At 49.8% G+C, this 14171-nt stretch carries 6 protein-coding genes; all 6 read left to right on the top strand.

Annotated features, from left to right (window positions below; translation table 11 throughout):
* Positions 1-90: 90 nt before the first annotated feature.
* Positions 91-10155, top strand: a complete 10065-nt coding sequence (locus EDC56_RS04690; RefSeq protein ID WP_123711327.1) for a hemagglutinin repeat-containing protein — start codon at positions 91-93, stop codon at positions 10153-10155.
* Positions 10156-10157: 2 nt separating this feature from the next.
* A complete protein-coding gene (locus tag EDC56_RS04685; protein WP_123711326.1) occupies positions 10158-10799 on the top strand; it encodes a hypothetical protein in 642 nt (213 codons plus the stop codon).
* 116 nt (positions 10800-10915) lie between these two features.
* Entirely contained in the window at positions 10916-11224 is a 309-nt protein-coding gene (locus EDC56_RS04680) for a hypothetical protein (protein ID WP_123711325.1), read from the top strand.
* 617 nt (positions 11225-11841) lie between these two features.
* Positions 11842-12816 (top strand): transposase, encoded by a 975-nt coding sequence (locus EDC56_RS04675; RefSeq protein WP_123711324.1) that lies wholly within the window; start codon positions 11842-11844, stop codon positions 12814-12816.
* A 44-nt stretch (positions 12817-12860) separates the two neighbouring features.
* Entirely contained in the window at positions 12861-13319 is a 459-nt protein-coding gene (locus tag EDC56_RS19775; protein ID WP_211333559.1) for a hypothetical protein, read from the top strand.
* Positions 13319-14002 carry a hypothetical protein gene (locus tag EDC56_RS04665; protein ID WP_123711323.1) on the top strand — a complete coding sequence of 228 codons (684 nt, stop codon included), beginning with the start codon at positions 13319-13321 and terminating at the stop codon, positions 14000-14002. Before EDC56_RS19775 ends, EDC56_RS04665 begins: the two co-directional genes overlap by 1 nt.
* Positions 14003-14171 lie beyond the last annotated feature (169 nt).

The following is a 14171-nucleotide window of genomic DNA, read 5'->3' as shown; positions in this document are numbered from 1 at the left end:
TAAAAAAATATAACAAGATCGGCCTGTAGCGAATCACTCTCTGCAGCCAGTTTACATGAAGTTGAATTTTAGACGTAACGGAACCACACGATGTTGAACAGACAATGGATGCGCTCAGTCGCCAGCTTGCTGACTTTTAGCTTAATTTTTCAGCCAATCACTGCTCAGGCAGGTGGTGTCGTGGTCGATAGTCGGGCCGCGGCGAGTAAGCGGCCGACGGCGTTGCATGCGGCTAACGGTGTACCCATCGTCAATATTGCTAAGCCTGGTGCCAATGGGGTTTCGCATAATCAGTATGAGCGTTTCAGCATTGAGCAGCGCGGCTTAATTCTCAACAACGCCAACGATCTTCGCTCGAGTCAGCTTGCCGGTTACATCGATGGTAACCCCAACTTAGCGGGCTCCCAGGCGAGCATTATTCTTAATGAGGTCACTAGCCGGCAGCGCTCAGTGTTGGCCGGCTACGCCGAGGTGGTCGGTGGTGCCGCGCAAGTGGTGGTGGCAAACCCTAATGGTATCAGCTGTAACGGTTGCGGTTTTATCAATACGCCGCAGGCGACGCTGACCACGGGTGTGCCGCAGTACGATCAATCTGGCCGTCTAGTCTATGATGTTAATCGCGGCGATATTGCCATCGATAGCCTTAACGCTAGCAATGTGGCGCGTCTTAATTTATTGAGCCGTGCGATCAAGGTGAACGGTGATTTACAGGCGAAAGAGCTCAACATCATTACCGGTCGCAACCGTATTGAGCACAGTAATCTGAAGGTGACGGCGAAGGCCGATGATGGCAGCGAGAAGCCACAGTTTGCCGTCGACAGTGCGTTGCTGGGGGGCATGTACGCCAACAGTATTCACTTAATTGGCACCGAGGCCGGTGTTGGCGTTCGCCTTGCGGGCGATATGGTTGCCGGTGTGGGCGATTTACAATTGACAGCGGCGGGTAATATTCAGCTGGCTAATAGTAGCGCAGCACAAGCGCTGTCAGTGAGCAGCGACAGCGATGTCACATTGACTGGTATCGCACAGGCGGATCGGTTGACGGTGAATGCAGATGGTGATGTTACATTGACTGGCACCGCACAGGCGGATCGGTTGACGGTGAGTGCAGATGGTGATGTTACATTGGCTGGCACCGCGCAAGCGGACCACGTAACACTTAATGCTAAGGGCGATGTGGGCTTGCAGAGTGATGCCACGGTGATGGCGGCGCAAGCGATTGCTGTTGGTGCGCATAATATCGATAACAGTGGCCAACTGATCGCTGGGGTCAATGCGCAGGGAGAGGTCACGCGCTCAGGGCGGTTGACGCTACAGGCAGAGCAGCAGCTGCGTAACAGCGGCCGTATTCGAGCCGGTGATGATATCGAATTAGCGGCATCAACGATGAACAACGATGGTGGCACTATTGTTGCTGATGCGGTAGCGGTGAGTGTTGTAGAAGCATTGAGTAACAACAGTGGTGCAATTCTGGCGGCGAAGACGTTGGATCTTAGTGCTGCAGCATTAGCGAATCGTGCTGGCAACATCGCCAGCGAGAAAACGCTGAAGCTTGATATTGCTCGCCTCGATAATAGCCAGGGCCGCATACAGGGTGCAGAAGCCGACTTATCGGCCGAGACAGTGGTGAATCGGGAGGGGGTGATTGTCGCCGCTGATGGGCTAACTATTGAGACACAAGCCTCGTTGAGCAATGGGGGGGACATTGTTGCTAATAACGTGACTATCAATACACAGGGCGACTTTGATAACGATGCGGGTGTTGTTGATAGCAACGGAGACCTTAGCATCAACGCTGAGAATATTCTTAATCAGAGCGGCGAAATCCTCGTTCGTGCCGGGCAGGCGCAACTCATGGCCAGTAGCGGTATTGATAATGGCATGGGCAGCATTCAATCGGCGGCGGACAGTTTATTGTTAGAGGCCGGGCTTTATATTGATAATCAGAGGGGCTTGATTTTATCGATCAACGATAGGCCCTTGGTATTGCGCAGTAACGGCTGGCTAAACAATGATGAGGGGCAGACAGTCTCGGCAGGTAGCACAGACTTGCATGCGGGGGCGTTGTCGAACCGCTCTGGCCTCATCGATAGCGGGGTTGAGCTGAGTATCACGGCTACGTCAGTGATTAATGAAGGTGGACGTGTGCTCAGCGGTGATACGCTACGTATCGAGAGCGACGTGTTGGATAACCGCTCGGGTGAAATGTTAGCAGCGGCAGACCTCCTACTCGATATTGATCAAGGTATAGATAACACGACAGGGCTACTGCAGGGGAAAAATCTAAGCAGTCAGAGTCGTCATCTCGATAATGCCGACGGTGTCATTGTCGCAGAGCAAGCCGTTACGTTAGGTGTGGTTGAGCAGCTGACCAATGGCGGGGATATCAATGCCGGTAGTGTTTCTGTGCTTAGCGACGGAGCTATTGATAATGCTGGGGGGCGAATCGAGGCAGATCGACTCAGCTTGGTGGCTGCGGGTCAGTTAACGAATGGCACAGACGGTTTGATTGCTGGCTATGCGACTGACGCAGAAGCCCTGCTGATCAGCGCCGATGCTGTGGATAATCAGCACGGTAGAATCCAGAGCCATGGTCAGAGCCTGAGCTTGGATGTCACGCGTTTCGATAATCACGGTGGTGAGCTGCTGTTGTTAGGCGAGGGTGAATTAGCACTGCAATCACAGGCGGAGATTGATAATCAGAGTGGCAGTATTGCCAGTCATGGTCGCTTGTTATTGCGTGCCGATAATCTCGATAACCGCGCCGGCGCGATACTCAGTAGCAGTGATACGCGAGTGCTGGTTGATGGTGCGATAAACAATCGTCAGGGCAGTCTGCAGGCCAATGGTCTCGAGATAGTTGCTGGCAGTTTGGATAATCAGCTAGCAAGCATTCTTGATCTTGGTGTCGGCACAACGACGATAACGCTATCAGAAGCGTTGTCGAATGTCGGCGGACGCATTGAGAGTAGAGCGCAACAGCTGAATATTACAGCGGCGGATATCGATAACCGCGATGCCAAAATCTACCATGTTGGTGGTGGCGGTGCGCTGCTGCAGGCTGACTCGGCTATCGATAATACGGGCGGTGATATTCGCAGTGTCGGTGCGTTGAGTGTTGCTACTGGCACGCAACTGGATAACAGCAGCGGCATCATTGCAGCCGGTGACGCGCTGAGCTTATCGGCGACAGATAGTGTTATTAACAATAGCGGTACCATCGAGGCAGCGGCGGCCTTAGAGGTGGTGACCGCAGCGTTAAGTAACCGTGATGGTATGGTCTCAGCGAAGGGAGGGCAGAGCAGTCGTTTTGAATTAACGTCTTTCGATAATGAGGGAGGCACGCTGTACAGCCGCGCCGCCTCGTTATGGTTGAGCGCCTCGCAGCAGTTGAGCAATGTGGGCGGGCGATTACTGCACGCCGGTCAACAGGGGTTTGACTTGCTGACGGCGAGCTTGGTTAATCGTAGCGGTGAAATTGTTGCTGATAGCACGCTGAACATCGAGGCGGGCGGCGATGTTGATAACCGTAGTGGCGATATCTTATCGCAAGATAGCCTGACAATCGCGGCGAAGGGGCTGGATAACCGTGCCGGAAAGCTGCAGCATAATCATGGCATGCTCGTTTTGCAGCTGCAGAAACAACTCAATAATGCCAATGGCATTATTGTCGGAAACGACATCACGCTTAATGCGCAGCAGCTGCTCAATGCAAACGGATTAATGCAGGCGAGTCATAATTTACTCATCGACTTGGATATTATCGCGCTGGTGAAAGGTAGCCAGTTAAACGCGGGTAATTTGCTGCGATTGCGCAGTGGTAGCAGTTTTAGCAATGCTGCAGGTGCGCGTTTGCTGGCCAGCGGCGCCTTGACGATCGATGCATCAGGTAATGTAACCAACAGTGGTGAGCTTTCATCTGTAGCGGATTTACGCTTAGAAGGGCGCTCATTGACCAATAATCAACAGGGGGTGATCAGCGCCGGTGCTGACGGTGATTATATTTTTACCAGCACGGTAACTAATACAGGCGCACTCACTGCGGCGAATGATTTATTGCTGCGCGGAAAAGATGTGACAAACCGCGGCGCACTGGCAGCAGGCAAAGATTTAACGTTAGAGCTAAGCGGAAAGCTGAATAATAACCAGGGGGCCGTGTTTGCCGGTGACGACTTGTCAGTGTATGCGCAGCGTGGCGTCACCAATGATGAGGGCGATATCTTTGCGATTAATAATCTGCTGATCGCCGCCAATGCTAATCAGCAACGAACGGGCTGGATTAACAATTTATCGGGCACGATCGAGGCCTGGGGTGGCAGTCTTAAGTTGTTCGCCAATGAAATTGTTAATCGTAAAAAAACTTTTAACTATAGCGTTGATGACACTGTTTCGAATGTTGGTACATATTGTAAAGACAGTGGTACTTGTGGTGGTGATCATGTTTATTTTCACTATGATTACATCAAGACCTATAGCACGCGTATCACCGCCGATTCGGCGGTGGCAATGTTGTTGTCCGGTGGCAATATGCGTCTGGATGCGGGGAAAATAGAAAACAAATTTAGCTTAATTGCCAGTAACGGTAATTTGACGATGACGGGCGGCAGCCTGAGCAATGAATCGTTAACGGTCGGTACGCGCACGGAAGAGAATGAGTTTTATACCGGTGAAATAACTGACGGTACCCACAAGCGTTTTTACCGTGATTATATTGCGCCGTTTAATCGTGGCGAAATCAGCATCGAAACATTGGAGGCCAACCTGCCGGCAGGTGCCGGCTCTTGGCATACCGTAGATACTCAGGTGACGGCCTCGTCACAAGTTTATGGCAGTATCTTGGCGCGGGGAAATATCAGCGGGGATTTTACTGGCCAGATCAATAACACCAGTATTGTTGCCCATGCCAGTACCAATGCGTTGGATAAGCAGGCAGCGAATACCAGTGCCAATACCGGCACCATGCAACAAGTTGCCACGGTGGATAAAAATACCGAGCAAGACTCGCAGGCAGCGCCAATAGATTCGACTCAACAAGCATCAATCGGTGCCGGTAGTGAACGCAGTGATCTTTCGCCAGCAGAGTTGCCGGCGCAGGTGGTGGATAATAATGCACTGCTGGAGGAGGCGGGTCATGCGGTCAATCCTATCGACCTCGGGGGCTTCAGTTTGCCGAGCGGGGGTGGCTTGTTTGTGGTGGTACCTGAAGCCAATCAGCCCTATTTGGTAGAAACGAACCCAGCGTTTACCGAATACACCAACTTTATCAGCTCTGATTATATGTTAGAGCGTTTAGGGGTTGATGCTAACACGACGACCAAGCGCCTGGGTGACGGGTTCTATGAAAACCGGCTATTGCGCGACAGTGTGTTTAATAGCAGTGGCCAGCGTTATTTAAACAGTAGTTATAACTCTGATTACGACCAGTATAAACAGCTAATGGACAACGCATTGGTGGCGAGTGCGTCACTGGGGCTCGGGCTTGGTATGGCGCTCACCGCCGAGCAAGTTGCTGGGTTAAGCAATGATATTGTCTGGCTGGTTGAGCAACAGGTTGCAGGGCAAACAGTCTTGGTGCCGGTATTATATCTCGCCAGCGGTGTTCAGCTTCGTCAAAACGGCGCGTTGATTGCCGGTGAGAATGTCGCGCTACGCACAGACGGCGGTGTGACTAACAGTGGTGAGATTAGTGCTGAAATTCAGCAGTCGCTGATTGCCGACGGCGACCTGCTCAATACAGGGGTGTTGCGAGCCGACCAGATGACGTTGATGACTGAGTCAAACCTAACCAATGAGTTTGGCGGTGTGATTGACGGCAATCGACTGACCATCGATACCCGCCGAGACCTGATTAATCAGCGCGGTGGCCAGATCAGTGGCGGCGAACTCAGCTTACGTGCGCGTGAAGGTGATATTCGCAACATTACCGATTTAGAGGTACTTCGCCAGGGCAGCAAGACACTGGGCGAATTCGATACCATCCGTACTAAATTAGGCGCAACTTCATCGATTGCAGCCCGCGACAACCTCAGCCTAAACGCTGGTAACGATATTCTGCTGCAGGGCAGTGAGACGCAAGCCGGTGGCGATGTTGTCTTGGAGGCCGGTCAAGATATTAATATCGAGGCGCTTGAGACGCGGGAACGCCAGAGTAATTATTTCAGCGATGGCTATGAGGTGGTTGATAAGACACGTCATGTCGCTGCAACGGTTGCCGGTGGCGGTGACGTGACGATTACGGCAGGGGCTGCGTTAACATTAAAAGGCAGTGACGTAGCAGCGGGAGGTGATGCAACGCTGTCTGCCGCGAAGGACGTGAATATCCTCTCGGTGACTGATCGGGATAGCTATCTCTTCCATGAAGAGGAAGAAAAATCTTTCGGTCGCAGTAGCAGCGAGACGATCAGCCGTAGCAGTGATACTCAGCAAGGCAGTAGCGTCATTGCCGGCGGTAATGCCAGTGTGGACAGTGGTCAAACGATTGATCTGATTGCCAGCCAAGTGGCGGCCGACGGTGATGTGTCGCTGACCGCGGCTAAAGATATCAACGTGCTTGCCGGTGTCGACTATCACAGCAGTCTGGTGGATAAGTCGAGCTCAAGTACTTTCAGTAGCAGCCGTGAGGGCGAGGCGTCGCAGTCGGCGACGCTGGCCGAGGCCTCACTGAACAGTGCTGGCGGTGATGTGATTCTGGATGCGGGTAACGATATCAACGTTATTGGCAGCGATATCAGCGCCGCCAACGATGTCAGCTTGACCGCCTTTGAGCAGGTGAATATTGCTGCCGGTATGGAGCAGAGCCAGAGTGAGAGCTGGTCGGAAGAGGGCGGCTTCTTTACCGGCGGCGACTTCTATCAGCAGAGCATTGAGCGTAACGGTGAAGGCGAGCAGAGTGCGCGTGCGGCGAGCGTCAGCGCCGGCAACGACGTCATTATTGATGCCGGTTCGGCCCGTGTGGTCGGCTCCGATGTTAGTGCCGGTCATGATATTGATGTGACGACCGACATCGGTGATATCGAGATACTCGCCGTCGCAGAAAACCAACAGGCCGACAGTTACAGCCGTGAGGTCAGTGTGCAGTTGGGTGATGTGGTTGCGGCGTCAACGGCGCCACACGAGACGATGGCGGTAGAGGATGGGCAATTTAAGGCCTCGATAGGCAAGGCCACCTACGATGCCTACGAGAGTGAGTCGGCGTCAACGTCACACCGTGGCAGTCACCTTAGTGCCGGTAACTCGGTGGTGCTTGATAGTGCGGCCGATGTGATGATCGAGGGTTCTGATCTGATCGCCGATAACGACGGCACGGGGAGCGGCAATGCCATCATTATGGCCGCTGATGATGTCACGATTAAGCACGTTACCGATACCCAGGAGAGTAGCAGCAAGGAAACCCACGGCAGTGCCGAGGCGAGCTTCGTGGTGCAGCATCAGGCGGTAGAAGTTGTTAAAGCTGCGCAGCAGGTGCAGGAGGCCAAAGACCAGCTGAAGCAGGCCGAGCAAGATTACCGTCGCTATGAAAAGGAGCTGGATCAGCTGAAAGAAGGTCTTGTCGGATTAGAGCAGGACTATGCCAATAAAGTCCCCGGTGTCAGCCAGGGTGATTTGTTGGAGATGCGCGAGTTAGTGAAAGAGGTTGAGGACGACGAAACCTGGTACCAGGCGGGGATTGCAGCCGCAGCCGTCGATCTTACCTCGGCATCGACGTTATTGGCGCAACAGGCGACTGCGGCAGCGACCAGTACCAGTAGCTATGCGTTTGGCTTTAACGCCGGTTTGCAGCTCGACATCAGTGCCAGCCAGACCGAGAGCGAGCAGCGCTCGACGCAGGCGGTCGCCTCTACTGTCAGTGGTCAAAACGTCGTGATCCAGACCGGTAAAGCCAGCGATAACACCACCCATATCGCAGGCAGTCACGTCCGTGCCAACGAGGCTCTGGTCATCGATACCGGCACTCTTGATGTGACCGCTAGTCGCGATACAGCCAATAGCAGCCACGAGACAGAGAGCGCTAGCCTGCAGGTCGGCGTGACGGTATTTGGTGCCAGTGGTGGCGCCACGGTTAGTGGCAGTTATGATCGCAGCAAGGGCGGTGATAAATCGACAACGTACACCAATAGCCAGCTCGCCGGCGATACCGTCGTCATCGATACCACCGGCGATACCACCATTGCCGGCGGTAATGTACAAGCTGATGAATTGTTGCTGGCCAATGTCGGCGGTGATCTGACCGTCGAATCTCAGCAAAACCGTGCCAGTGGCGATAGCAAAGGCTTTGGCATCAGTGGCGGCTTTGGCTTTGGCGATAGCAGTGAGAAATCCGCAGATAGCCTGGCTAAGGATGGCGGCTCTGCTTCTTCGGCCGTTCGTAATCCATTCGGTAGCAATGAGGGTCAACAAGGTGGTATTGACCATGCCAGTAGTGCTAACGGCAGCGTTTATAGCAACAGCAGCCGCTATCAAGAAAAAGAGACCGTTGTCAGCTCGCTGACCTCTGGTGGCACTGCCGATATCACCGTCGGTGGCAATACCGCCATCATTGGCGGCATCATTGCCACCCTTGATGAAGACGGCAACGATCTGGGTAATCTGAGTCTTAGTACCGAGACGCTGACCTACAGCGACCTCAGCAATACCCGTTACAGCGAAGAGAAGAGTGCCGGTGGTAGCAGCAGTATTGGCCTCAATGGCAACAGTAACCAGGGCCAGGAGGTTGACGCCAACCTCAACGCCCCGGCTAACCCCAACCCCAATAGCGACAACGATGAGACCCGCCTCAACACCACTAGCGGCCAGTACGCCAACAGCTCCAGCTACCAAAAGAGCAACAGCTTGGCGACGCTGGGTGAGGGCGATATCAGCGTCAGCGACGAGGAAAACTCTGACGATCTAGATCGCCTTAACCGTGATGTGAGTACGATCACCAAAGACATTGTCGATATTGATCGCCAGCAGGGCGATATCGATATGACGGTGGATACGCGTTTGCTGACGGAAGAAGGGCGCGAGGTGATTAAGCAGGACTTTAGCAAAATAGCCGAAACCACGTCGCGCATTGCCGGTGCCGCTTGGGGTGAGATTCAAGCGATGCAAGTCGATATGGATGATGTGCCTGTGTCGATACGTGAAACGTCGCTGTCGCCAGAGCTGGCGCTCAATATTACCAAGAACCTTGTGCGTAATGGTGTCGATCCTGACGCGGCCGCGAAATTTATTGCCGATCCGGATAACGCGGCACGAATACAGTCGATTTATCAGTCGGCAAAGGCCTATGCGGAGGTTGATGCCCAAGCTGAGTCGCTTGGGATTGATAGCGAACACAAATTGCAGCAGGGGCTGGGGCAGCAGATCAGCGATAACGGCCGTGAAATTAGCGGTGATAAAACATCGACGACCTTTGTGGCGGGGCGCCGTAATACGCTGGGAGAGTCTCTGCTGATAGAGGCCGATGGCCTCGGTGATTATGTGAGTACATTGCCGACGGAAGAAGCGGCGATTATGGGGCTGGCGATTCAAGCCTCGATGGGGCCCGCTAAGGCGATTGTAGGTATTGCTGGCAGCGCGCTAGCGGCGACGCTGATTGGCGACCAGATAGAGGAGTATAAGGACGACATCGCGATCGCCGGTAGCGCCGGTGTCACACCCGACCTGAATAAGGCCGGTATTGCGGAGGAGGACGCCTATCAGCAGATGACCTATGGCGAAGGCGATAGCGTAGTTGACGGCGCACGCTTCATGGTTGATGTGATACTGGGCGTTAGTTTGGTGGGCCGCAGCACAGGGAAGAAGGCTGGCTCGAACTCGAGTGCTGATAGTGGTACGATGCAGGAACGGGATGGTGCTACAAAGGGTGCAGATAGCACTCTTTCGAGAAAAGCAGCGTTTAGACAAGCCAAAGAAAAAGCAGGAATACCTAAAAGCCAGCAACCAAGTAATACGTATCACGAAAAAATACGTGATCAACAAGGTCATGTTGAAGGACGTGTATACGAATTTAAGAATGCAGATGGAAGTACAGCTACGATTCGGGAGCATACTTTAGGTCATGAGCTTGGAAATCATGGTTCTCATTTCAATAGTGAACTACGCAACGCCCAAGGCATTAAACAGTCACTGAAGAAAAATGCTGATTCCCACACCTATATAAAGCAGGATTAATCATGAAGCCAATTTTGGTGTACGATGAAGGTATAAATCTTTGGGAGCAATCAAAGAAAACAGGTGATAGTAGCGTTGCTACTATCACTGTAATTCAGCGTGATATTGATAGCCTAAGTAAAACTTGGTTTAGTTTTCTTCCTATTTTACTTACTTTCTTACCAAATGTTTTTAAGTGGTTTACAACGGGGAGCGCATTTTCTGGTTCAAAAGTTCAGGAGCTGAAACTTAAAAAACAGTTAACAGAAGGCTTCAGTGATGGAGACTTATTAAAAAAGAATGAGTCTACAGGCGTATTTTCTTTAATAAAGAATGAGACAGATCATATTGAAATCTTGCCGCTAGATTCCCTATCTCACTATAGATACCTATCGATAATATTTAGCTCCAAGAATTTATCTCAGAAATCCCTTTTAGATAACTTTCAGACGGCAGAAAGTGGGATTACTTCAGAAAACGTAAGTTCTATTCTTGATGGTGATTTAGGTATCATACTTTGTAGAGTTTATGAAGATGGTGATACGCATGCGGCATTGCAATTTATTGGAAAAGTTAATCAAATCGAAAATATTAAAAGTGAGTTAAGTGCAGCTGGCATTGAAGAGATCGACGAATCTGAAGTAGCGAAAATTATTAATAGTTAGGTGTTATAAAGAAGGGGGTTCTCGTACGGAGCCAACGTTACCTCCTACAAAACACTAGACACCCACAATTATTTTTCCTCTTAATAATTCAGCTGTAACGAGAAGAAAATAGTTTTATGATGGAAGAAAATGAAAAAATTGTTTTATCTGGAGAGGAAGCTGTTGCTATTTTGAAAGATGTGGAGTTAATGTTGATTTCTTTGCATCGGATAGGCTCTGCTTACACGGATAAACCTAAATCTGATTATGCATCGGAGACTTGTCGGTTTATTGATGAATGGAAAATAACTCATAAACTAGCTGATATAAGATCTCTTATTTCAGAAAAGTTTGATACTAGTCTAGGTGATGATGATATGGACGATTTAGAAAGAGCTATGGAGGATATTCAATGCTGGAGCAAAAAGGGAGATGTTCCTGATTAATATCTAAAATACCGAACGTTTTAACTAGCCCCGCACTTGCGGGGCTAGTTATTTACATCACCAGAAACTCAACAGAAACTCAAGACACCCACCATTATGTATTATTAAAAGCCCCCTCCCAAAACCCCAGCCATTCGGTTGGGGTTTTGTCTTTCTAAGTAGCACAAAAATCACCTTCCTTTAGGTTACCCCTCACGATACCGAAGCCGCTTCAACATCATTAGTAGCCTGTACGCTGGCGACTACAGTAAAGAGAGCGGTCAGGGCTAGTAGCGCTCAAGTGGGCTGGCCATCGTCTTGTTTTTGATTTGTATTGCCATGGCGATCTGTGGGTTCGCTATGATCGGGAGAGTTAGCATAAGCGGCATGTCTCAATGATTGTAAGCAAGACGTGTAGGAGTCGATGAGCAAGAGGTATAAGCTGCCTAGGGGGCTTTTTGCCATCGATGGCCTATATTTTACTACTGCCGTGTTTTGCGATTGAACCCACAGTGAGGCGGTGAAATAGTGGCTTACCAGAAAACCATCCGGAAAAACCCTAGACACCCACAATTATTTGCCAACTTACGAGCCTCTTCTAAGCTTTACAGTGACAAACTTTAGAGGAGGCTCTAAAAATGCCGACAGCCCGTAAGAATTTAGTCAGTATCAGTGATACGCCGTATTATCACTGTGTTTCTCGTTGTGTGCGCCGTGCCTTTCTCTGTGGTGTTGATCCCTATGACGGCAAGGATTATGAGCATCGTCGTGAGTGGGTGGAGTCCCGTTTATTGTTGCTGGCAGAGGTTTACGCGATCGATCTTTGTGCCTATGCGGTGATGAGTAACCACCTGCATGTGGTGTTGCGTGTTGATGAGGTTTTAGCGGAAAGCTGGACTTCGCTAGAGGTTGCTGAGCGCTGGCATCGTCTCTTTAACGGCACTTTGCTTACTCAGCGTTTTGCCAAGGGTTTATTGATACCGTCTTATGAGCTAGATACGCTGAATGAAACGATTGCAGAATACCGCTCGCGGCTGAGTGATATCAGTTGGTTTATGCGTTCGCTCAGTGAGCCGATTGCCAGAATGGCCAATAAAGAAGACCACTGTAGTGGTCGTTTTTGGGAGGGGCGATTTAAGTCGCAGGCGCTGCTAGATGAGGCTGCGCTACTGACCTGTATGGCTTACGTCGACCTTAACCCAGTGCGCGCTAAGATGGCGGAAACCCCAGAAGAGTCGAGCTATACCAGCATTCAGCGCCGTATTGCAGCCGTCCATGATCAGCGCCAACCAGCAGAGTTGTTAGCATTTGTTGGTAATGAACACGAACATCAGCCCGATGGTTTACATTTCCATCTTCGTGATTATTTACAGCTGATTGATCAAAGTGGCAGAGTGATTCGTGACGATAAACGCGGTGCGATAGATGGCCGTGCCGCTGATATTCTGAGCCGACTGAATATTCCCAATGATCATTGGATAACGATGACGTGTGACTTCGGTAAATTATTTACTGGCCCTGTCGGTACGGTGCAAGAACTGGGCAGTTATTGTGGTCACCTTGAGCGTAAGCGACGGCATAGCGCTAGTCTTTGCCAGCAGTGGTTTGGCTAAAACAGCTCGAGAATATAGATCGTGACGCTGTATTGAGAGAGCGCTTGCCTGAAAAAATGATTCTTACGTTAGATTCTTCTTTGATGCATTGTTTGCGCGTCATTTATCGTTATGCTGTATTTTTTAGTCAATTATCTAGGTGTTTGCCAGGTTATTTTTGTGATAGATTGAGTGTAAATAACTATGGGTGCCTGATGTTTTGTGTTTCTAAGACTAGGCCAAAAGATTACGGTAGCAATACTATAGAAATTGACACTAAGCGTTTGCAGCAAGATATTGATACGGGCAAAGTAAAAGACGTTGAGATTCTTCCCCCTAAGCGTGTTCAAGCAGAGCTGCAAAAAAATATTGATAAGGCTCAGGCACGTTATGATGCAACCCCGTCACAGAGAAACTCGGATAAGTTGCAAGATGCTAAGCGTGACCTTGATCATGCTATAAGAGATAATGAATGCTTAATTAAAGGGTGTGTGCCGAGCAACTATATTAAGGGAGGCCAGTAATGCCAACATTACAAGAGTTAATGGGGCAAGAGATTTATGATTTGCTTTATACACATTATGATAAAAATGGCGAATTGATTGAGGATATGGAAGACGTCTTCTATTGTGATGAAGATGAAATCCCTAAAGATAGTATTTCTAGGTTAGAAGCATTACTGACGCCAATTACAGATTTAAGAAGCTCTCTAGTTCCTATTGAATCAGCAAAACTATTAGCCGCATGGGGCTCAGAAAAAGCAATTGACTATTTAGAGTATTGTATTGACAGTCGTATTGATTGTTTGGGTAATTTAGATCCTCATAGATTACATGCTGATTATGATACGACTTATGAAAGATTTGCTGATTCTCTTTTTCAATACCATGTTAGATATACTGAGAGGGATTACATTATGTCTAACTGTTATGAGGGTAAGTTGAGTGAAGAGGCTAGAAATAGAATAATGTCTCCATTAATAAAAATCATTGCATTATCCAAAGAGTTGGTTATCGATCTTGGAGCTATTAAAAGTAAGATTTATTCAAGGGGATGGAAAGAGTATTTGCCTGCGTTAAAAGATTGCTATTTTGATTTCATACAGCGACCTGAAGACGATCTTAATAGGCAGTGGAATCTACAAGGGTTAACAGATGTTTTGCAGGAATGGGATTCTGAAATTTTTAATGGAACTAGAAAATCCTAGGCACCCACAATTATTTATAAAAGTAACGAAACTCAAGACACCCACCATTATGTATTATTAAAAGCCCCCTCCAAAACCCCAGCCATTCGGTTGGGGTTTTGTCTTTCTAGGCAGTGAAAAAGCACCTTCCTCTAAGTTATCCCCCTCGATACTGACGCCAACCTGATCG

Source organism: Sinobacterium caligoides, assembly GCF_003752585.1.
GTDB lineage: Bacteria > Pseudomonadota > Gammaproteobacteria > Pseudomonadales > Sinobacteriaceae > Sinobacterium > Sinobacterium caligoides.
Note: the sequence above shows the minus strand (reverse complement) of the source record. Positions and strands in the feature narration are given on the sequence as shown.